17 protein-coding genes are annotated in these 22,381 nt (G+C 65.8%); 15 read left to right on the plus strand and 2 right to left on the minus strand.

Annotation, left to right across the window (positions count from 1 at the left end; genetic code table 11):
• Nucleotides 1-9: 9 nt before the first annotated feature.
• Together Rhe02_RS31020 and Rhe02_RS31025 are read right to left on the minus strand one after the other, a co-directional pair.
• A complete protein-coding gene (locus Rhe02_RS31020) occupies nt 10-2,652 on the minus strand; it encodes an MGH1-like glycoside hydrolase domain-containing protein (protein WP_203911965.1) in 2,643 nt (880 codons plus the stop codon).
• 53 nt (nt 2,653-2,705) lie between these two features.
• Nucleotides 2,706-4,631: an FGLLP motif-containing membrane protein gene (locus Rhe02_RS31025; RefSeq protein WP_203911966.1), complete on the minus strand. Its 1,926-nt coding sequence runs from the start codon at nt 4,629-4,631 to the stop codon at nt 2,706-2,708.
• Between the two features lie 152 nt (nt 4,632-4,783).
• Between Rhe02_RS31025 and Rhe02_RS31030 the strand changes: the two genes are divergently transcribed.
• The 15 genes from Rhe02_RS31030 (at nt 4,784) to Rhe02_RS31100 (ending at nt 22,367) form a co-directional block, all read left to right on the plus strand.
• Nucleotides 4,784-5,473 (plus strand): DUF6518 family protein, encoded by a 690-nt coding sequence (locus Rhe02_RS31030; protein ID WP_203911967.1) that lies wholly within the window; start codon nt 4,784-4,786, stop codon nt 5,471-5,473.
• 52 nt (nt 5,474-5,525) lie between these two features.
• A complete protein-coding gene (locus tag Rhe02_RS31035) occupies nt 5,526-6,383 on the plus strand; it encodes an LLM class F420-dependent oxidoreductase (protein WP_203911968.1) in 858 nt (285 codons plus the stop codon).
• Between the two features lie 503 nt (nt 6,384-6,886).
• Nucleotides 6,887-8,005 (plus strand): SagB/ThcOx family dehydrogenase, encoded by a 1,119-nt coding sequence (locus Rhe02_RS31040; protein ID WP_203911969.1) that lies wholly within the window; start codon nt 6,887-6,889, stop codon nt 8,003-8,005.
• 19 nt (nt 8,006-8,024) lie between these two features.
• Nucleotides 8,025-9,122 carry a SagB/ThcOx family dehydrogenase gene (locus Rhe02_RS31045; protein WP_203911970.1) on the plus strand — a complete coding sequence of 366 codons (1,098 nt, stop codon included), beginning with the start codon at nt 8,025-8,027 and terminating at the stop codon, nt 9,120-9,122.
• Nucleotides 9,119-10,942, plus strand: coding sequence for a S9 family peptidase (locus Rhe02_RS31050; RefSeq protein ID WP_203911971.1), 1,824 nt, complete (start codon nt 9,119-9,121; stop codon nt 10,940-10,942). The genes Rhe02_RS31045 and Rhe02_RS31050 overlap by 4 nt, the downstream gene beginning before the upstream one ends.
• 10 nt (nt 10,943-10,952) lie before the next feature.
• Nucleotides 10,953-12,179 (plus strand): tetratricopeptide repeat protein, encoded by a 1,227-nt coding sequence (locus Rhe02_RS31055; RefSeq protein WP_203911972.1) that lies wholly within the window; start codon nt 10,953-10,955, stop codon nt 12,177-12,179.
• A gap of 8 nt (nt 12,180-12,187) precedes the next feature.
• Nucleotides 12,188-13,612 carry an MATE family efflux transporter gene (locus Rhe02_RS31060; protein WP_203911973.1) on the plus strand — a complete coding sequence of 475 codons (1,425 nt, stop codon included), beginning with the start codon at nt 12,188-12,190 and terminating at the stop codon, nt 13,610-13,612.
• The gene (locus Rhe02_RS31065; RefSeq protein ID WP_203911974.1) at nt 13,551-14,135 is read left to right on the plus strand and encodes an O-methyltransferase; all 585 of its coding nucleotides are present in this window, start codon (nt 13,551-13,553) and stop codon (nt 14,133-14,135) included. The genes Rhe02_RS31060 and Rhe02_RS31065 overlap by 62 nt, the downstream gene beginning before the upstream one ends.
• A 6-nt stretch (nt 14,136-14,141) precedes the next feature.
• A complete protein-coding gene (locus Rhe02_RS31070) occupies nt 14,142-14,615 on the plus strand; it encodes a flavin reductase family protein (RefSeq protein ID WP_203911975.1) in 474 nt (157 codons plus the stop codon).
• Nucleotides 14,612-15,817, plus strand: coding sequence for a tetratricopeptide repeat protein (locus tag Rhe02_RS31075; protein WP_203911976.1), 1,206 nt, complete (start codon nt 14,612-14,614; stop codon nt 15,815-15,817). Before Rhe02_RS31070 ends, Rhe02_RS31075 begins: the two co-directional genes overlap by 4 nt.
• Nucleotides 15,818-15,888: 71 nt before the next feature.
• Nucleotides 15,889-17,838, plus strand: coding sequence for an eCIS core domain-containing protein (locus Rhe02_RS31080; protein ID WP_203911977.1), 1,950 nt, complete (start codon nt 15,889-15,891; stop codon nt 17,836-17,838).
• Between the two features lie 81 nt (nt 17,839-17,919).
• Nucleotides 17,920-19,068, plus strand: a complete 1,149-nt coding sequence (locus Rhe02_RS31085) for a Fic family protein (RefSeq protein WP_203911978.1) — start codon at nt 17,920-17,922, stop codon at nt 19,066-19,068.
• Between the two features lie 136 nt (nt 19,069-19,204).
• A complete protein-coding gene (locus Rhe02_RS31090) occupies nt 19,205-19,762 on the plus strand; it encodes a DUF4956 domain-containing protein (RefSeq protein WP_203911979.1) in 558 nt (185 codons plus the stop codon).
• Nucleotides 19,759-20,532, plus strand: a complete 774-nt coding sequence (locus Rhe02_RS31095; RefSeq protein WP_203911980.1) for a polyphosphate polymerase domain-containing protein — start codon at nt 19,759-19,761, stop codon at nt 20,530-20,532. The genes Rhe02_RS31090 and Rhe02_RS31095 overlap by 4 nt, the downstream gene beginning before the upstream one ends.
• Nucleotides 20,529-22,367 (plus strand): carbohydrate-binding domain-containing protein, encoded by a 1,839-nt coding sequence (locus tag Rhe02_RS31100; RefSeq protein WP_203911981.1) that lies wholly within the window; start codon nt 20,529-20,531, stop codon nt 22,365-22,367. Before Rhe02_RS31095 ends, Rhe02_RS31100 begins: the two co-directional genes overlap by 4 nt.
• Nucleotides 22,368-22,381 lie beyond the last annotated feature (14 nt).

The following is a 22,381-nucleotide window of genomic DNA, read 5'->3' on the forward strand; positions in this document are numbered from 1 at the left end:
CACCCGGCGTTACCGGTGGTGTGGGCGGCGATCCGGGCGGCGGCCCAGGATCAGGTCGGCGACCAGTGCTGTCCAGCCGGTCTGGTGGCTGGCTCCTAGCCCGGCTCCGTTGTCGCCGTGGAAATATTCCGGGAAGATGATCCGGTCGCGCCAGTCCGGGTGGGTCTGGAACAGTTCAGTGCCGCCGTAGACGGGCCGGCGGCCGTCCTGGTCGCGCAGGAAGATGTCGATGATCCGCTCGGATACGTCGTCGGCGATGTCGGCGAGATTGTGCCTCGATCCGCTGCCGGTCGGGTATTCGAAGGTGGCTGACTCGCCCAGATAGGCGCCGAATTCGCGTAGCGCGCCGATCAGAAGGTAGTTGACCGGCATCCAGATCGGGCCGCGCCAGTTGGAGTTGCCGCCGAAGTCACCGATCGTCGATTCAGCCGGCTCGTAGTCGACACTGAATTCGCGGCCGCCGAGGGTGACCACGAACGGCTCCTGAGCGTGGACCCGCGAGATGCTGCGCAGGCCGTAAGGGCTGAGGAACTCCGCCTCGTCGAGCATTCGAGACAGGATCGGGGCCAGCTGGGGCTGGGTCACCACCGACAGCAGCAGGCGGAATTCGCCGGTGTGGTCTGTCCGGTGCTCGCCCACCACCGTCGCGTAGTCGGGTCTGTGGGTGACGAACCATTTGATTCGCGCTTGGAGCTCGGGCAGCTTGGCGACTTCGCTTTTGAGCAGGCTCGTGGTGGCGACGAGCGGGATCAGGCCGACCACGGAGAAGACCCGCATCGGCACGGCCGGCTCGTTGCCGACCTGAATCGTGTCGCAGTAGAACTCGTCTTTTTCGTTCCAAAGATTGTGCGCTGCGGAGGCGATGTATGCGAAGTGTTCAAAGAACTTTGTCGCGACATCCTCGTAGGCGTGGTCGCGCGCGGCCAGCCGCATGGCCATCTCGAGCAGGTTGACGGCGTACATCGCCATCCAGCCGGTGCCGTCGGACTGCTCGAGGCGGCCGTCGACCGGCAGCCGCGCCGACCTGTCGAAGGGCCCGATGTTGTCCAGGCCAAGGAATCCGCCCTCAAAGACGTTGTTGCCGTTGGTGTCCTTGCGGTTGACCCACCAGGTGAAGTTGAGCATCAGCTTGTGCATGATGCGCTTCAGGAATTCCAGGTCCTGGCCGCCGTCGAGGTCGAAGACGCGCAGCGCGGCCCAGGCGTGCACAGGCGGATTGACGTCGCTGAATGACCATTCATAGGCGGGAATCTGGCCCTCGGGATGCATGTACCAGTCGCGCACCAGCAGCAGCAGTTGCTGTTTGGCGAAAGCCGGGTCGATCCGCGCGATCGCGACGCAGTGGAAGGCCAGGTCCCAGGCGGCGAACCAGGGATACTCCCAGGGATCGGGCATCGAAATGACGTCGGCGGAGTGCATGTGCCACCAGGCGGCGTTGCGTCCGTGGAGGCGTTCCGGCGGCGGTGGCGGGCTGGTCCGGTCGCCCCGCATCCACAGCGCGACATCGTAGTGGTAGTACTGCTTTCCCCACATCAATCCGGCCATCGCGGTGCGAACCACGGCAGCTTCCTCGGCGGTGGTGCCGGCGGGCGTCAGCTCGGCGTAGAACTCGTCGGCTTCCGCCAGCCGGCCGGCCATCACGCTCGCGAAGCCATCGCCGAGGTCGAGACCTGTGTTGGCGTTGGCTTGGGCCAGGCGCAGCCGGATCTGACGGGACTCGCCCGCGGGCACCTCGAAGACGTAATGAAGTGCTGCCTTCGTTCCAGTCATGGCCGGGTTGACGGTATCGGCGCCGTGCACCACATGATCATTTATGCCATCTTTGGGGTACGCGGAACGCCCCGCCGAGTCCCAAAGCCGTTCACTGTTGGTCTCGTTGTCACAGAACAGCGCGGTGGGAGCGCCGTCGCCGACGAGCTCAAGCGTGCCCAGCCACTTATGCTCGGCGATCAGGCGGCCGCCCCGCCCGGAGATCGAAGGCACCGCTTCATGGCCGGGCTTGCCCCACGCCCACGTGTTGCGGAACCACAGTGTCGGCAGGACGTGAAGGGTCGCCGCCTCCGGTCCCCGGTTGGCGACGGTGACCGTCATACACATGTCGTAAGGCGACGCCTTCGCGTAGTCGACGGCGACCGACCAGTACCGGTCGTCGGCGAACACTCCGGTGTCCAGCAGTTCGTACTCCGGCTCGTGCCGGTTGCGGTGGCGGTTGACCTCGACCAGATCCTGGTAGGGGAAGGCGGCCTGGGGATAGTGGTATCGCCAGCTCATCCGCGAATGCGTGGGGGTCGAATCCTCGTACCACCAATAATCCTTGGCGTCCTCACCGTGGTTGCCGGAGTTGCCGTCCAGGCCGAACATCCGCTCCTTGAGGATTGGATCTTTGCCGTTCCACAGCGCGAGCGCGAAACAGAACGTCTGCTTGTCGTCGCAGATGCCCGCCATCCCGTCCTCGTTCCAGCGGTAGGTCCGGGACCGGGCATGATCATGCGGGAAGAACGACCACGCCTCGCCGTGCGCGCTGTAATCTTCGCGCACGGTGCCCCAAGCCCGCTCGGACAGGTAGGGCCCCCAGGCCCGCCACGGCAGCTCGCCGGCGTCGGCCTGGGCAAGACGAATCTTCTCCGCATTCAGATGAGAATCTGTCGACATCAGTCCATCATCGGCGATAGCGCGCCGAACTCGGATCAAAACCGTCGTTCTCGCTACACCACGATGGTGATGACCACCAGCCCCGCCAGGATCAGACCGGTGATGACGCCCATCCGGATCAGGCGCGCGCGGGTGACCACCGAGGCGGGGGCGGTGGGCGGAGCGGCCGTAAGCAAGGCACCCGGCTCGCCTCCGGCGAGTTCGGGTTCGGGCGCGGATTCGGGTTCGGGTACGGCCAGGCGACCCGGCCGCCCGGAAAGGGTGAACCAGCCCCGGAAGGCGAAGGACAATGCCGCGAAGGCGATGAAGATGCCCAGTGCCCGCGCCAGCGTGGGTATCCATTCCGGGCTGCCCACCGCCGCCTCACGGTTGAGGATCAGCGCGTGCAGGAACAGGAAGCTGGCCACCGTGTACCCGCCGACCCAACCCCAACGCGACCACCGTGGCGCGGCCGATTCCTGCCAGCGCCGCAGCCGGCCGCCATCCATTCCGCGCAGCGGCAACAGTCCAAACACGACAGTCTGCACCCCCAGCACGAACAGGCTGCAGTAGATGGCGTCCTCCAGCTTGAGGACCAGATCGGCCTGCGGCAGCGAGGCGCTCGCGTGCACATCGTTGAGACGCCAGAAGGCGAAGCCGGCCAGGGCCAGGGTCACCGCGACACCGATCAGGATTCCTGCTGCCTCAACGTTTTCCCGTGGCTTGCGGGCTTGCGGGTCGTTGCGCGGATCGAAGGTGCCGATGAGGCCGTAGGTGTAGCCGGGAACGAAAGCCGCCAGCCGGGAAACCGCCGCCAGCGCGAAGGCCAGGCCGAGCCCGGCCGGCACGGCGCGGAAAGGCCCGCTCTGCTTCATTCGCCACCGCACATACCACTCCTTGGGCAGGGCGTAGGCCAGAGTCACGACGGGCACCGTGACGGCAAGCGCGGCGAGCACCATCGCTGTGCTGCCATTGAAACCGGCTCGCGGATCCACGAACGTCATCAGCAGCGCGGCCATCACGATGAAGACCAGGAAGCGAGCGGCCTGACCGAGTTGCACCGTCAGGCCCGGCCGGCGCAGCCGGGCGAACCAGCCACTGATTTCCGCCTCATTGTTCTTTATGGTCTCGTTGACCACCTCGGCCGGGAAACCCACCAGCACCACGACCAGCAGCATGAGCACCATCAATGTCGCGGCGAGCGCGATCGGATCCCACGGCAGGTCGGAGGGAGCTGGAACCGCGCGCACGAACGGGGCATCGAGCAGATCGGGCTGCGCCTGCGGCACAGTGCCCGCGGCGCCCACGATCCTGGGCGAGATGCCGTTCCAGACCAGCGCCATGCGCCAGGTCCTGCCCCCGCACGAGATCTTGATCTCGTTGAGCCCGTCGGTGAACGGCAACACAGCCTCGTACCGGGAAACGAAGGGCTGCCCCGGATTCACCGCCCAGTCGGCGGATTGCGGCGTGCCCTTGAAGGTCAGGCTCGGCTGCTCGCACGGATAGGCCATCCCGTCCTGCGCCAGCACCATGCCCACGTGCTTGTCGCCGCGCCCACCGACGAATCCGGCGTGGAAGTTGCCCTCGGCCAGCTTGCCCGACCAGGTGCCAACGCTGTCGAGCCGGCCTTGCCCGCACCGCACCATCACGCGGTGGTTGACATCGAAGCTGGGCGGCGAGTCCATGAGCAGAATCAGCCGGGCGGTGAACGAGTTGGTGTTGTAGTAGTTCACCCGATAGTCGAAGCTGTTGCCGAGCTGTACCTGCTGAAAGTCGGGCCGGTAGAGGAAGCGCGTCCGGTCGATGGTGATTTCGATGTCGGGTGCCGTGCCATCGTCTCGCAACGCGCAGGCCGGAGCGTTGTCCACCACGATGAACGGATCGGGCGCAGTGCCCCAGACGTCCACCGTGCTTCCCGCCGCCGCGCCCTGGGCAACGCTTCCTTGCGTGCCGAGAACCACACCGAATACCACCGCTAACAGGACAGCCCGCCTCCACATAGCTTGATGCTAAATACTTCATCGTGAACCTAGTCCTACTCCGTTGAGCCGACAAAGAACGGACGTTCACCTGGTCACGGAGGCGGTTCGGCTGATGACTGACCGTGCCCTCCTCCTAATAGGACACGAATTTCAGCGAATAAAGTCGGTGGGTGCGAAAATTCATCGCGTTGGGAATCACGTTGGGGGCAGCGGCGTTTCTTCCCGACCTCATGTCCGACGCGGCGGCTCCATATGCGACGCCGCTGGTGAGCTCGGGATTTGCCTGGGGAGTTGTGGCGCTGTACGCCGGGCACACAGCCAAGACTCCGCGATCGGCCGCAGTTACCGCGAGTGCCGTGCTGATCTTGGCGACGATCGTCTACTACGGGCTCATCCTGTTCGTCAGTCAGCGCTGGATGATCAGCGCCGAGAACTCCGAAGACGGCTTACCGTCCTATGCCGGTCTGCACGGGCTGGTGCGAACGTTCGCGCTCTGGATGATCTGCGGGGCGGCCGGCGGCGCCGTCATCGGGTCGCTCGGCCATGCCATGCGCGTCGGTCAGACGCGGCTCGGATCGGTGGCGGCCGGGCTGGCCGCGGGTTTGCTTGCCGGCCAAGCCTGCTTCACCCTGGTCTTCGTCAGGTCGATCTGGTCCGGCCCGCTGGATGCTTTCGATCTGTCGAAGCTGGTGCCGTCCCTGGCACAGATCCTGCTGACGGCTACCGTCATGGCACTTTTGCTCGCGCCGCACTGGCGGGCGATGTCCATCCGCTGGTTCGGTCTCGCCGCGGCCGCCTCGTTGACCGTGAGCATTCTGATCTGGTACCTGATCACCTGGGCCCGCGCCGCGCTCTACTAACCCGCGGCCGGGTCTGGCGTGACACATGTGGATGGCTCACTAAGCTGTCAGAGTGACTGAAACCCTCAAATTCGCCCTATACGGTCTGCATCGCGGCAGCAGTGTCGATCCGCAGATCATGGCAAGGCGCGCCCGCGCGGCGGAGGCGGCGGGCTTCGAGGCGCTTTGGGTGGGCGATCATATTGCGCTTCCCTTCGACGCCCCGGATCCGGCCGACGAACCGCGGCTGGAGACGATCGTCGCGTTGACCTATCTGGCCGCGGTGACCAGCCGGGTGCGCCTGGGCGCGGCGGTGCTGGTGCTTCCGCAGCGCCAGCCGGTGCTGCTGGCCAAGCAGATCGCGTCGCTGGACGTGCTCGCGGGGGGCCGGTTGACCGTGGGGATCGGCGTCGGGTACGTGGAGCAGGAGCTGAGCGCGCTGGGCGTGCCCATGGCCGGCCGCGGTGAACGCGCGGACGAGTACCTCGAGGCCATGCGCGTCCTGTGGGACGAGCCGCCACCCGTCTTCGATGGCAGCCAGGTCAGCTTCGCCGGCATCCTGCAGCGGCCCCGGCCGGTGCAGCGGCCACATCCGCCGATCGTGGTCGGCGGCGAGTCCCCGGCCGCGTACCGGCGCGCGGTGCGCAGCGGCAACGGCTGGTACGGGTGGGAGCTAGATCTTGACAAGACGGCCGAGGCGATCTCGCGATTGAGCGCGGCCGCCGAGCGCTACGGCCGGCCGGAGAATCTAGGCCCGCTCGAAATCACGATCACTCCCCCGGGCATGGTCGACGTGGCGACCGCTCGCCGCTATGCCGAGCTCGGCGTGCACCGGCTCGCCTTCCAGCCGCCCACCATGGCGGGCAACGCCATCGACGAGCTGATCTCCGAAGTGGGCGAAACCCTTGTGGGCAAAGTAGATCCATATTAGATTGATCTGTGTGATTAGAATCACATTGACTACTTTAAGTTTTCGAATCTCTCGTACACAGCGATCTCCATCTATTCATGCAGAAACGCTAGGTTACCTTCATCTATGACGATGATGTTACACAACGGACATAATCCACTAGCCCTCCAGTGATTCTCCAAGGTGGCTCTAGGTAATCGGCCGATATATTCACGTCCTTGACGGTCTGGGAACGCCAAGACAAGTATTTCCAACGGCTGGCCAATAACCTGTCGCTGCTCTTGGGGGAGAGGAGGTTGAACGGAAATGGCTGAGACCCTGTTGGAGACCACCTCTGAGGAGGTCGTCGAAACCCTCGACGTGGTTGAGGAGACGTCTGCTTACGACGTCATGCTGCTCCAGTCAAGCGCCTACTGAGTAGTGGTCGCGTAGTAACAACAGCATCATGGCGTGGCCGATGCCTTCCATCCATCCACGCCATGGTGCGCCCTCAAGGCCCAGGAATCCTTTCTGGAGGAGCAGTCATGGTCGTCAGGCTCAATCCCGCCGTGCGCCTCATTCCGCCCTCGGAGGTGATCGGTGACCACTGGATGGCGGAGAACCTCCTGGAACGAAAGCGCTACAAGGTTTCCCGGCGGACAGCCGCCACCCTGGCGGCCGCCTGCCGCCCACAGGATCCGGAAATGCTGGCCAAGCGGCTGGCGGAAGTGGACACCAGCGGCGAATCGGTGTGGGTGTGGGAAAAGCTGATCGCGTCGCTGTGTGAACGCGGGCTTATCGTTGACGCCGCAACAATCGACGACGATCCGCAACTCGCCTGGTTCGTCAATCTGAGAAAGAGCTGGAGCCGATTCGGCTGGCACGAGGCAGCCGAATACCACGCGCTCTCCTTCGACTATCCGTGCATGGACTACTCCGAGGCGGCGGCCTTCCTGGCGGATCAGGCGCGCATGCGCGGTTACCAGGCCGATGAGCCGGACACAGATCGGTTCAAGCTTGAGTACCTGGATCGGCCGGGTGTTTCGCTTCCCGAACCGGAGACCGACATTCCGACGATGAGCGCCCGCACCGCCTGGGCCGACCATCCCGAGCCCGCCGTTGTCGACTTCGAGTCACTGTCCAAAGTGGTCTCATTGTCGTTCGGCGCGATCGGCGCGATCATCCCCAGAACCGACTCGGCACCGTTGCTCCGCCGCAGCAGCCCGTCCGGAGGCGGGCGCAACCCCTCCGAGGGCTATGTCATCGTGCGCGACGTACCCGGCCTCGAACCGGGTTGGTACCACATCACCATGAGGCCGTTCAGCCTGCGCCGCCTCGACGGGCCGCAGACCGACGAGCAGAGCCTCATGCGCCTGTTCCCGGAGACCCTCGAGCGGTTCCCCTTCCCCATCAAGGCCCTGGTCGTCATCACGAGCATGTTCGAGCGCAACATGTACCGCTACCGCGAACCGCGGACCTTCCGGACCGTGCACATGGATGCCGGCCACATCGCCAGCTCCATGCGGATCTCGGCACGCTCGCTGGGCCTGGTCGGCGGCATCTTCTACTGCGACATCGCCACCGCAATCGAGCAAGCGCTGGGCCTCGACGGGATGGCTGAGGGGTACATGCTCACGGTGGCCCTCGCCGACGGTATCGCCTGAGCGCGGAAAGGGTTACACAATGTCTTCGGCTGGACATGACGAAGCCCCATGGCCGGTGGGCATGCGGGTGCGCCCGGCGGTCGATCCGGCCTCGCCGGACGTCGAGGTCGCCGACACCGTTACCGGAAAACGGTTCCGGTGGGCGCCTGAGTCGCTGGCGCGCTTCATCCTCGACGGCGGGGTGTCCCGGCGCGATCTCGCCGGGGACGGCGACTCGTGGCAGAAGGTGTTCAACGCCAACACGCGAACCCATTTGGTGCCTGGCTGGCGGCACTGGCAGGATCGCGGATGGCACCCCTCCGACCAGTACTACGCCGCGTCGCGGCGGTGGGACTTTGTCGACGCCACCGACATCGACGGCGCTATCCGCACCGATGCCGTGCGCCGGTATCTGAGCACCGATGGCCCGCCCGCGGAGGAGGCGAAGCCCACCGGGCCGCGCATCCCGCTCGGACAGCCGAAGGAACCGGGCGACATGCAAGTCTCACAGCTACTGGTCACCCGGCGCAGCGGGCGCGCCTACCTGCCCAAGCCGGTGCCGTTGGAGCGGCTTTCCGGTCTGCTCTGGTATGCCCTGGCGGAGGTGCGCAAGCGGCGCGAGGCCACCAGTGCCGACGAGCCTATGTCCTATTTGGACAGTTATGGATCTGCGTGGGACTTCTACCTATGCGTGTACAACGTGGACGGGCTCGAGGCGGGCGTCTACCGGTACGAGATACTCACCCACGAGCTGATCGGCATCCGCCCGGGCGACCATCGAGACGCGATGATCGATGCCTTGCAGGGCATGCACTCCCCCGCCACCGCCGCGTGGACCCTGGGATTTGTGGCCGACTTTCCCCGGTACCAGTGGAGGTATAGGCATGAGCATGGCCTGCGCCGGCTCTACCTCGAATCGGGCATCCTGGCGCAGGAGGTCATCATCCTGGGCATGTCCTACGGCCTGAGCACGCTGGTCACCCCTGCCCAGAAGGATCGGCCATATCTGGACCTGCACAGGCTTTCCGAGTCGCGCTACTCACCGGTCTACACCCTGACCATGGGCTTTTCGCGCGGCTCGTCCGGGGTGGACTTCGCCGACGAGTCCCGTGACCGCACGCACACGGGGCTGTCATGAGCCTGCTTCTTCGGCGCGCGCTACTGGCGCAGGAACGCAACACCTTTCCGCGCCTGTCACCGGACGGTCAGCGGATCGTCTTCATCCGCACCGACGACGCCGGGCAGGAGCTGTGGCTGCGTGCGAACGACGGAAGCGAACACCAGCTCGCGGCGCATCACGGCGAGATGATCACGGATCTGCGCTGGACCGCCGACGGTAGCGTGCTGCTCTACCGATGCACCGAACGCGGGCGGGAGAGCTGGCGGCTGACCGGGATGAGGATGGGCAGCCTGGAACGGATTCGCCTGCCCGCTTCCGGGCCGGTCGCGGAGTATTGGCTGGCGCACCACGATTCCGCCGTGGTCGTCTACACCAGCCGTGGCGACCTGATCCGCGCCGACCTCGCCGATCGCGACGCGCAGCCGGTCGTGATCGCCAAGAATCCCGGCTATCACCGATGGCTGGTGGACGGCCAGGCCCGGCCGCGCGGCGGCACCCGCCTCACCGAGGACGGGTCGGCCCACGTGTTGCTCGGCGACGACCTCGACTCCGCCCGAAGCGTGCTCAAGCTGGAGGTGGAGGAGGTCATCGACCTGTCCATCCAGGGGTTCAGCCGTGACGGGGAAAGGCTTTTCCTGCTCACCAGCTACGGTGCCGCCACGCGGCGGCTGATCGCGATCGACTCGTCAAGCGCGGCTGTGCACACCGTTTACGAGCACGCTCAGCTCGACATCGAAAGCTATCCGATCGCGGGCGAGGGGGTCTGGTTCGATCCCCGGACAGGCGAGCCGGACGTGTGCACGGTGATGGATCAGCGGTTGCACTACCACGCGCTCTCCCCGGAAATGGCCACGGCCGTGCGGCCGCTGGCGGCGACCCCGCACGACTCGGCTGTGATCATCGATCGCAGCGCCGATGACCGTACCTGGCTCATCGTCTATGTACGAGACAACGGCCCGATCTCCTACCACGCCTTCGATCCGGCGAGCGGCAAGTCGGAGCCGCTGTTCGACAATCGCCCGGATCTGGCCGGGCACCGCCTGCCGAAGCTCGAAGACTTTCACTACGTGGCCGGCGACGGCCGGCCGCTGAGCGGATACCTGATGCGCCCCTTGGACTGCGACGGCCCGCTGCCCACGGTGGTGATGGTCCACGGCGGCCCGGCCGGGCGCGACCTGTGGCGCTTCTATGCCGACGCGCAATATCTGGCGTCGCTGGGCTACCTGTCGCTGCACATCAACTATCGCGGATCCCGCGGCTTCGGCATCGACTTTCGCCAATCGGGCAATGGCGAATGGGGCGGCCGGATGCAGGAGGATCTATACGATGCGGTGTCGGTCGCCATCAGCCGCGGGTTGGTCGATGGCGATCGGGTGGCCTTCCTGGGCGCCTCCTACGGCGGCTACGCGGCGCTGCTCGGGTCCACCGCCCGGCCGGACCTGGTCCGGTGCGCCATCGCCATCAGCGCGCCCTGCGACCTGGTGTCGTTTGTTCAGAAACCGCCACCGTATTGGCAGCCACTGTCCATTTTGCTCAGACGCCAGATCTCCCAGCTCAGTGACGGCCGCCAGCTCAACGACCAGGAGCTCGCGCGCAGGTCACCTATCCACACGCTGTCCAAGTCCTCCTCGCCGATCCTGCTGGCGCACGGCATCCGCGATCCGCGGGTGCCCGAGGCCGAGGTGGACCGCTTTGTCGCCAAGGCTCAGGCCATGGGTGTTCCGGTCCGCTATCTGCGCTTCGCCGATGAGGGCCACCACGTGAAGTCCAATGCCAATCGGGCCGTTCTGTTCCGGGCCATCGAGGAGTTTCTGGAGGCACACCTTGCCATCCGCTAAGTTGCAGCTAATGCGGCGCTACACGCGCAACGATCCGCGCGGCATCTTCCCAAAGGTGACCGGCCTTCCCGGCATCGAACACAACCGGATGGCGATCTTCTGGCGCCCGATCATCGACATGACCGACAGCGAGGTCGCGCCGATGCGGTTGCGTATGGTGCAACCGGTTTCGGCCTGGCTGGCCGAGCCGGAGGAGGAGCGCTGGTCGTGGTTTGCCATGATCGGGGTGGCCGGCCTGCGCTCTCAGGCGTTGCGTCATGCGGGCTTGACCCAGTACGACTGCCGCGAACCGACCGGCCTGGCCGAAGAGTTCCGCACCCCACAGTGGAACAGGCTGCTGGACGCGATCGCCCGCTTCGATCAGCTTCCCTACTCTGCTCGGTCGCTGGTGGTCTTCCAATTGGCCCAGCTGTCCTACTGCGAGTACGTCTTCAAGATCGCTGGCGTGGTGCAACCCAATGGTGATCCGGCGCACGACCGCTACGCCTACGAGGTGGGCCGCGTCCACGCCCGGTTCCCGGGCCACGCCGCCAAGGCGCTGCCGGTCTTCGAAAAGCTGGCCACCATCGGCAAGGATCCGCTCATCGCGCTGGCCTCCTGCGCGCAGGGGATCGGGCACACCATCCGCAGCAACACCGAAATCGAGCTGGCGCAACGCTTTGACGGCTACGGGCAGCAGATCCTGCTCGGGCTGCCCGACACCTGGCACGCCTGGCTGGTGCGCAGCCGCTTCCATCGGGCGGTCGCCCTGTTGCGCCTCGCCGAGAAGCAGTTCGAGCAGATGCGACACGAGCTCGATCTGGCGCTCGAATTCAGCGAGAAGCTCTTTCCCGGTACAGAGGAAGGAACCACCGACAAGACGGTGGCTTTGGAAAACAAGCGCATTTTGACCGAGTCACAAATCAAGTCGGTATCCCGGGCGCGGGGCAAGGAGTCGGCGGAACAGGTCCGCAAGCTGTGTGAGCGGCTGGATCGGCTGGACCCGTATTGCATCGAGGCCCGTCTGGTGGTGGCCGACGGCTACGCCGCCATCGGCGACTACGAGGAAGCGGCGTTGCGCTACACGCGCGCGGGCGACCTTGGCACCGTGTCCGGTGCCGTGGGATGGTTCCGCGCCGGTCAGGTCTACGACTTTCTCGGCGACCGCGCCAGCGCCCTCAACGCGATGGGCCGCTGCCTTGAGCTCGATGCTTCGGCCATCGAGGCAGCGCAATATCTTGAATCTGTCCGGTACTAGGGGGAAAGATGACCGAGCAAACCCGGGCGCCAAGCCGCCAGATCGCGGCATTGGGGCTGCCGATGCTGGTGGGCGCGCTGTCCGCGTCGCTGGCCGGGGTGGTCGACACCGCCATGATGGGCCGCTTCGGCGCACCTGAATTGGCTTCGGTGGCGGCATCGTCGGCCGTGTTCGACATCTTCAGCGGCATCGTCCTGGCTTCGGTGACGGGCCATCAGATTATGGCCGCGCGTTTCGCCGGCCGTGAGGACCCGGCCGGGATCCTGCGTTCGCTTCGCACCACCGCCTGGTTCTCCGGCGGGATCGCGGTCGTGCTTACCTTCGGCTGTCTTTTCGCCGGTGGCTGGCTCACCGGGCTGGTCGCGGGCGGCGATCCGCAACTACGCGAAATAGGGGCGGACTATCTGGCGGCTCGGGCGCCGACCCTGCTGCTGTTGGCGGCTTTCGTCATGATGACCGCAATCTTCAACGCCTACAAGAAGCCGAAGTACGGAATGTGGGCGGGCATAGTCATCAACGCCCTGAACATCCTGCTCGACTATCTGCTCATCTATGGCCCGGGGCCGTTTCCGCGTCTGGGCGCGGCCGGAAACGGCTTGGCCACCACCCTTTCCTGGGCGGTGGGCGTGGGCTGCCTGCTGGTGGCCACCCGCCATTTCGGTCTGCTCCAGCTGCTTCGCACCCCCGCTTCCCGGATCCCCATCGATTTCGTTACCTCGATTCCGAAGCTGGGCTGGCCCGCCATCGTCTCCACTGGTCTGGACTATCTCAGCGTGGCCATCTTCTTCGCCATCATCGGTGGGCTCGGCGCCATTTCGCTGGCCGGTGGCAGGATCGCCTTCGAGGTGATGATTTTCCTCTTCGGCGTCGCCAGCGCGTTCGCCGCCGCGGCCCGCATCCTCATCGGACGCGCGGTGGGTGCGCAACAGGTCGGCGAGGCAAAGGTGTTCTGGCGCAAGGGCCAGCTCACGCTGCTGGTTCCGGCCGCCATCCTGACCGCCTTCATAGCCGTCTTCCCCAGCCTGGTGGCGCGGGTGTTCACCGGCTTCCCCGAGACCGTTGACGCGGCCGCGGATGCGCTGCTCCTGGTCGCGCTGGCGCTGCCGCTGATGGCGTGGACGCTGGGCAACGTGAGCGTGCTGCGGGCGCTGGGTCACACCAACCTTGACATGTACGCCAATCTGGCCGCGGCCCTGCTGATCCAGCTGCCGGTCAGCTGGCTGCTGGCCGAGGTCGGAGGTTTGGGCCTGGGCGGCGCTTTCCTTGGCGTGCTTGGTTACTGGCTCGTCCGAGCCGCGATAACGGAGCTTCTCTCCCGCCGGTCGATGCAGGCACTGGTACCACAAAATCTCGAAAGAACGGATAGCCAAAATGGAAGACTTTCCCATAGAGATACCGCCGATAGCGGCCAAGGCGCAGGCAATCGCCGATAGGGGCCAATGGAAACTGTCCTCCGAGCCGCGCACCGGCGCGCTGTTGCGCACCCTCGCCGCGAGCAAACCAGGCGGGCGAATCCTCGAAGTGGGATGCGGGCTGGGCGTCGGCTCGGGCTGGATTCTGGCCGGGATGGACGAGGACGCCCGGCTGATCGGCCTAGAGGTGCACGCGAAGATAGCCAACATCTGCCGGGACCTGCTCGCGGTCGACAGCCGTGCCGAGGTCATCACCACCGATGCCACCAAGTGGCTGGAGGAATATACCGGGCCCCCCTTCGACATGATCTTTGTCGACACCACCGACGCCAAGTTCAACCGTCGCGACGTGCTGCTCGCCCACATGGCGCCGGGCGCCCTGCTCATCGGCGATGACTTGCTGCCCAACGACACCTGGACAGAGCAGCACCCCGAGCGGGTGGACAGGTTCCGCAACGAGATAGTCACCGAGCCCGATCTCGTGGTGACCCTGATGGACTGGGCTTCCGGTCTGATGGTCGGCACCTACCGCAAGGCAGGATAAACTGCCATGACTTCGATGGTGACGCTGGCGGAGCTGGACACGGCGAGCTTTCGCGCGGCCATGGCCCACTTTCCCACCGGCGTCACCCTGATCGCGCAGGGCACCCCGCCCGACCTTGAGGTGATGACCGCGAACTCGTTCATGTCGGTGTCGCTGCAACCGATGCTCGTGCTGATCAGCGTCCAGCTGGGCAGCCGGATGCGGTTGCGGCTGGATCAGACGGACACCTTCGCGGTCCATGTGCTTCATGCCGATCAGCAGGAGCTGGCCGCCGTCTTCGCCCGGCATGACCGCCCGAGCGGGCTGGAGGCGGCCCGGCTGCTCACCGAGCCGGTCGCCAGCTTCGAATGCGTGCAGCATGCCCGTCACCGAGCCGGTGACCACGTGCTCTATCTCGGGCGGGTCACGGCTATCCGGGTGTCACCCGAACCCGCGCCGTCGTTGCTGTTTCATCGCGGCATGTTCGGGAGTACCACATGAGTCAGCCAGAGCTGCAACGGTTCTACACCAGAAGCGACCCGCGCGGGCTGTTCCCCTATCTGAGTGGTTCGCCAAATCTGGAGCACAACCGGCTGGCCGTGTTCTGGCGGCCGCTCATCGACATGACCGACAGCGAGGCCTCACCCACCCGGCTGCGAATGATCGCGCCGGTGTCGTCGTGGCTGGCCGATCCGGCGCAGGAACGCTGGCCATGGTTTTCCATGATTGGGATACCGGGCCTGCGTCACCAGGTCCTGCGTCACGCCGGGCTACGCCACTACGACTGCGCCGATCCCACCGCCCTGCCCGAAGCCCTGCGCACGCCGGCCTGGTCCACCCTGATCCAGGAGGTCAACCGGTTCGACATGCTCGGCCCCGCCCGGCGGGCGCTGGTGCTTTTCGCGCTGGCTCAGCTCTCCTACTGCATCTACGCCCTTAAGCTCGCCGGCGAGGTCGAGCCCGACGGCAGGTCCGATCATGATCACTATGTGTACCATGTGGCCCGGCTGCACGCACGCACCCCCGGTCAGGTCGCCCGAGCCCTGGACCTGTTCGGCGCGTTGAGCATCACCTCCCGCGATCCGATGCTGGTGGCAGCCGCCTGTTTCCAGGGCATCGGCCACAGCCTGCGCGACGCCAAAAACCTCACCCTGGCAAGAAATTTCGCGCAGCGCGGGGCAGCCCAGCGGTTGCCCGACACCTGGCACGGCTGGCTGGTCGGCAGCCGATTCCGCCGGGCGACCGCGCTGCTGCGCCTGGCGGAAGGGCGGCTGGACTGGATGCGGCACGACATGGAAACCGCGCTGGCCTTCAACGAACGCCTTCTCGCCGCCGCGACCGAGCCCTCCGATCGGATGGTGGCGGTGGAGAACACGCGTTACCTGCTCGAGCTGCGGATCCAAGCCCGCGACGGGGTGCTTGCCAGGTGCGGCGAGCTGATCCAGCTCGACCCCTACTGCGTGGAGGCCAGGCTCATCGCCGGCGACGGTCATCTTGCGGCACAGGATTACGCCTCGGCCGCGCGGTGGTACAGCCATGCCGGTGAGCTGGGCACCGGCTCGGGAGCGGTCGGCTGGTTCCGCGCCGCGCAGTGCCACGACTTTCTGGGCGAGCGCGGCGAAGCGCTCAACGCGATGGGAAGGTGTCTCGAGCTCGACTCGACCGCGGTCGAAGCGCGCAACTACCTGGCCGCCCATCATTAGTTCGGCGGTCGCCCGCCCGGGTGTCCGGTTCTCGACTGACGTCATGGTCAGCGAGGGTTAGCGTGCGGTGGATGGAGCACGTGGCCGCCCAGGCGGAGCCGGAGAGGGCCGCACCGTCGTTTAAGGACTCCGGCCGCCCGCTGGAGGCGGATCTGCGCGAGCCGATGGAACGCAGCTTCGGCTTCGACTTCGCCGGCGTGCGCATCCATCGCGAACCTTCCGACGAAGCGGCCCGTACAGTCGGCACCGACATCGGCATGCCCGAGAACCCGCGCACCCCCGGCGGGGTGGCCCTGCTCGCACACGAACTCGCCCATGTGGTCCAGCAGAGCCGGGGCGGTGGAACAGCCGCCCTAGCGGCCGACGCTCCGGCCGCCGAGCGGGCTGCCGGAGCCGCCTCCCGGGCGGTGCTCAACGGCGAACCTGTGGGAACCCTTGGCGGGACAAGGAAAGGAATCGCCTGGGAGACCGAGGAAGAGCGACGGCTGCGGCGCGCCAACGAGATCAACGCGATCAACAATCCTTGGATCGCCTACGGCCTCGACCCGGGCAAGCTCGATCGGGAATACCGGGCCGCATTGGCGACGGCCCGGCAGACCGGCTATTGGCAGGACGCCGCCGAGAAGCTCAACGGCATGAACCATGAGGCCATCCAGTCACGGCTGGCCGAGCTGACCGACAAAGAAGTCACCTTCATGCACCAAGGGGCGCTTGACAATCCGCGGGTCGGCGGCGGCTCCAACATCGCCAAACTGAGCGCGGCCGGCGTGCCCCGGGCTTCCACCATCGCGCCCGCCCCCGCGCCGAAACCAGCGGTTGTCAACACCGCCAAGCCAAACCTCGCCCAGCCGATGTCCGACGACGTTGTCAGAGGACTGTCCGGGACGGACAAACTGCTGGCGGCATACGAACGCGCCAAAATCGCCAACGCCACCGTCAAGGAGATCGAACAGCTCATCAGCCCGCAGGCACTGGTCATGGCGCTGGCCACGATGGTCGGGATCTGGCTGCTGAACCAGTGGAATCCGGGCGGCTGGGCCGCCGACATCGGCATCGGCATCACCGCGCTCTTCGTGGGCATGGTGCTCTTCGACGCCATCAAGCACCTGATCGCCTTCGCGGACGCGGTCAACGCCAAGAACGAAGCCGATCTGCAGCTGTGCGGCCAGCACTTCGCTAAGGCGATCGCGGAGATCGGCGTACAGACGCTCGTGCTGATCATCACGCACAGCATGAAGTCGAAGGCCGGCGGCAACCCGCCGCCCGGCGCCACCCCATACGAGGCGGCGCCGGTGAAAGGCTGGGCCGACATGGTCACCCCGCAGGGGAAGATCATCCGGATGCCGGTGACAAGCGTGCCGGTCAAGGCGATCACCCCGGCCACGGTCATCTCCCCGGAGCTGGCCCTGGAGCTGGGGGTCAAGGGCTCTACCGCGCTGATGTCGGTGGCCACCGGCCCGAAGGGCACCCCTTCCGGCGGCGGGGGCGGGGGCGGCTCGGGGCCGGGCGGAGGCAAGCCTCCACAGCAGACAGAGGCCGAGCGGCTACAAGCCAAATACGGCAACCGCACCACCACCTCCTACCCGCCGGAGGAATGGGCCCACATCGAGCGGCTGGAGAACCAGTTCCCCAAGCTCAAGGAGGCCCAGCTGCGCCCGAAACGGCGTCCGCGCATCGGCGCCGAGCACGTCTTCGAGGAGCGGATGGAGACCACTCAAGGCAACTACACGCTGACCGGCTACTCAGAGATGCCGAGCGCCAAGGATCCATCGAAAATGGTGTCGATCCAGCTGATCGAGATCGACGGGATCACGCTCGACGGCTGGGTACAGGAAATCAAGATCGAGCAATCGGTCGGCAAGGCCGAACAGATAGTCGCCGAGTTGCGCGTCGACGCCTTCTTCGCCCGCGAGTTCGGCTTGCGCGGTGTGAAGTACTCGATCTCACCCCCCGCGGTCGCCGACGAGGTCGAGCTACTAGTCAGCAACGAACGCCTAACCAACGTCTTCCGCGCCAAGTAAGGGGAATTGTTCCCCAAACATATCGTCTAGGCGCTTTGTGATGTCCTAATGTCTCTATCATTAGGACATCAGGACATCGCGATGATCTATAGCGAGCCCGCCCTGGCGAGTCAGGACCGGGTTGTTCTGGATGAGGTGCTCGAAATGCGTCGCGAACTCGCCTCGGTTCTGCGGACACCCCGGCGCTGGGAGGGCGGCCTCCGCCGCACCATGCTGGCACGGGCCATCCGCGGCTCCAACAGCATCGAAGGCTACGCGGTCGAGGAAGACGATGCCGCTGCCGCATTGGACAACGAAGCTCCGTTGAGCGCCAATGAACTGACCTTTGCCGAAATCCGGGGTTATCGGCAGGCGCTTGGCTACGTTCTGCAAATGGCTAGGGATCCATACTTCTCGACCGATGTCTCGGCCATCAGGGGCATGCACTACATGATGCTTGCTCACGACCTTGAGAAGAGCCCGGGTCAGTACCGCAAGGGACCGATCTACGTACACGATGAGAAGAGTGATGCACGTGTTTACGAAGGACCGGCGGTGGAACGAGTTCCGGAACTCATGGACGAGCTGGTGGCCAGCCTGCGCGAGGGCTCAAGCCTCCATCCATTGGTCCAAGGAGCAATGGCCCATCTGAACCTGGTCATGATCCACCCGTTTCGAGACGGCAATTGCCGGATGGCACGCGCGCTTCAGACCCTGACCATCTCCCGCAAGGAAATCGTCGAGCCGCCTTTTTCGAGTATCGAAGAATGGTTGGGGCACAACACCGAGGATTACTATCGGGTTCTGGCCATCACAGGCAAAGGATTGTGGCAGCCCCGCGCGGACGCCAGCCTCTGGGTCTCGTTCAACCTGCGCGCCCACCACATGCAAGCCCAGACCGTCGCTCGCCGTGTCGATGAAGCAAAGGCGATCTGGATAGAACTGGACGACCTTATCGGGTCGCATCACCTGCCCGAGCGAGTCGCAGATCTGCTTTACGAAGCCATTCTCGGGTACCGCCTCCGCCGTTCCGGATATATCAAGGCGGCACAAATCGAGGAACGCACGGCCTCGCGGGACCTGATGCGCCTGGTGGAGCTTGGATTACTCCGTCCGCAAGGCGAGACACGCGGCCGCCACTACGTCGCCGGTGACAGTCTTCGGCAGCTACGTGATGATTGCCGCAAGCGGCGCAGAGGACTGCACGATCCTTATCCGTGGATGCGATCGAAATTGGCCGAGCCGCAGTAGGCGTTCACAGGGCAGGCACAGGGAGTTCAAAAGCTGCGGCTAAGTAGGGCCAGCAAGCTGCGATGCATGACACGAGATGGCCAAGGCTTGCCCCCTTGGCGACTCGCCCTACGTCGCATCGTCAAGGACTGATCCCGTGAACCAGCTTCTCGCCATAGCCGCCGACCTCGTCGCCATCGCAGTGCTCGCTTTCGGGGTGTACTTTCCCCGCCACCACCGCCGCGATCTCGTCGTCGCCTTCACCGGCGTCAACATCGGCGTGCTCGCCGTCGCGACGGTGCTGGGCTCCTCGACCGTCGGACTGGGTCTGGGTCTCGGCCTGTTCGGGGTGCTGTCCATCATCCGGCTGCGTTCCGACGAGATCGCCCAGCATGAGATCGCCTATTACTTCGCCTCGCTCGCGCTCGGGCTGCTCGCCGGGCTTGCCGGGAAGCTTACGGTGGTCACCGGCGGGTTGATGCTGCTGATGGTCGTGGCGCTGGTGGTCGGCGATCATCCTCGGCTGTTCCGCCGGTATAGGCAGCAGACCATGCGCCTCGATGTGGCTTACTCCGACGAGGCCGCGCTCTGGTCGCATCTCGAGACGCTCCTCAAAGCACGCGTCGTCAACCTTTCCATCAAACACGTGGATTTGGTCAACGACACCACTGTGGCGGAGGTCCGTTACGTTGTCGCCGCCGCGGTGACGCGATGAGGCCGAGCGAGGTGATCGATCGCCTCCACCCCATCGGGCTTGATGAGCTGAACCGCCGCGCCTCGCTCTTCACCCGGCTGGACCGCAAGTACCTGCTTCCCGTGAGCGAGCTTGGGTTGCTGCTGTCCGCGTTGGCCGACCGGGTCCAGGTGCTGCAGATCGGCCCGCGCCGTGAGTTCGCCTATCAGTCGTCCTATTTCGACAGTTCAGAGCTGAGTTGCTACCTGGATTCCGCTCACCGCAGACGCCATCGGTTCAAAGTTCGCGTCCGCAGTTACCTCGACTCCGGCCTGAGCTTCCTCGAGGTGAAGACGCGGGGTCCGCGAGGTGACACGGTGAAGGACCGGGTGGCCTACCACGGCACGGGCGGCTTCGACGACGACGCACGCCAGTACGCCGAAGCCGTGCTGGCCGGTCACGGAATCCGCCGCCGGCTGACCGGATTCCAGCCTGTGCTGACCACGAGGTACAGCCGTACCACCCTCTTCGTCCCGGCTACCGCAAGCCGGGTGACAGTGGATACCGCGATCGAGTGGACACTGCCCGGCGGGCCGACCGTCGCCGCGCCGGAAACAGTTTTCGTGGAGACCAAGTCGAACAGCGCCACCCATGAGGTAGACCGGCTGCTCTGGTCGCACCGGCACCGGCCCTGTTCGGTCTCCAAGTACGGCACCGGGCTCGCCGCCCTGCGCCCCGACCTCCCCTCCCATCATTGGCGGCCGGTTCTGCGACGCCATTTCCCGAGCCTGAAGGAAGAAACATCATCATGAGAAGCCGCCTCAAACTGGTTTCCGGCACAGCCGCACTGATCCTCGCCGCCGCCTCGCTCACCGCCTGCACAGCCGAAAGCGAGTCCCCGAGCACCACGGCCACCACCACCGCGGCGGGCGAGGTCAGCACCGAGCAGAACGCGGCGGCTGTGCTGGCCGCCAACAAGAAGGACCACGCGCAAGACGGTGACGCCAGCCGGAGCCCATCCGAAGCCGCCACCATCTCCTTGACCGGTGACACAGCCACCAGCACCAGCGGCAGTGTCAAGGTGAACGGCTCGGCCGTGACGATCACCGCGAGCGGCACCTATCGGCTCACCGGAAAGCTTGCCAACGGCCAGGTTCTCGTCAACGCGCCCGACGGCAAGGTGAAGCTGGTCTTCGACGGCGTCGACATCACCAGCTCGACGGGCGCGGCGGTCGCCGTGACCGAGGCCGACGAGGTCATCGTCGTCCTCGCCGATGGCAGCCAGAACACGTTGCGCGACACCGATTCCTATGCCGATGGCGCTGAGGTCAACGCCGCCCTGTTCAGCGCGGCCGACCTGACCATCACCGGCACCGGCGCGCTTTCCGTGCACGGCAATGGCAATGACGCGATCGCCAGCCAGGATGGTCTGGTGGTGCAGGCGGGCATCATCACCGTCGACGCGGTCGACGACGGCCTTCGCGGCAAGGACTATCTGGTCGTCAAGGGCGGCACCATCACCGTGACAGCCGGCGGCGACGGCCTCAAGGCGGACAACGCCGAGGCGGCCGATTCCGGCTACATCTCGGTCTCCGGCGGGGAGGTGAAAGTCACCGCCGCGGGTGATGGTGCCGACGCGGCCACCGATCTCGTGGTCACCAACGGCGGCCTGACCATCGTCACCGGCGGCGGCAACGGCAAGGCCGTCACTGGCGACGTGTCCGCCAAGGGGCTCAAGTCCGGAGTCATCACCGTTCTGGAGGGTGGCAAGGCGACTATCGACGCGTCGGACGACGCGGTCCACGGCGATGGCGCGGTGCGGGTCAACGGGGCCACGCTCGCCATCGCCAGTGGCGACGACGCCGTTCACGCCGAGGGCACCCTACGCATCGACAGCGGCAAGATTGACATCACGGCGTCGAATGAGGGCCTCGAAGCCAAGGACATCGTGATCAACGGCGGTGAGGTCAGCATCGTCTCCCGCGACGACGGCATGAACGCCGCCAATGGCTCCGGCCAGCAGGCCGGCGGCCAAGCCATGCCGAACCAGGGCGGGCAGGGCCAACCCGGGCAGGGCCAGGCACCGGGACAGGGCGGCCCGGGCGGTGGGGAACAGGTGGCCGACGTCTCGCTCACCGTCACCGGCGGTCAGGTGGTCATCCAGGCCGGCGGGGACGGATTCGACTCCAACGGCGTCGCCACGATCTCCGGCGGAACGGTCATCGTCAATGGGCCCACCGCCAGCAACAATGGCGCTCTAGATGTCAACGGATCGTTCACCATCACTGGCGGCGTGCTGTTGGCCGCGGGCAGCGCGGGCATGGCGGTCTCCCCCGCCGCGCAATCCGGTCAGGGCTGGCTGTCGGCCACGTTGACGGCAGCGGTGCCGGCCGGAACCACCCTGCACGTGGTGGACTCCGCCGGGAAGGTCGTCGCTACCTTCGTCACCTCGAAGACGGTGCAGAACGTGGTGTATTCCGCCCCGGCGATCAAGACGGGCGAGGAATACAAGGTCTACGCGGGAGGCAGCGCCGCGGGCACCTCGATCGGCGGGCTCGCCGCTTCCGGCTCGCTTGGCCAGGCCACCCTCGCCGCCACCGTGAAGGCCGGGGTCGCCGCGGCTGGACGCGGCCCGGGCCGGCGCTGACCGGGCCGCGCACA

The organism is Rhizocola hellebori (assembly GCF_016862955.1).
Lineage (GTDB): Bacteria > Actinomycetota > Actinomycetes > Mycobacteriales > Micromonosporaceae > Rhizocola > Rhizocola hellebori.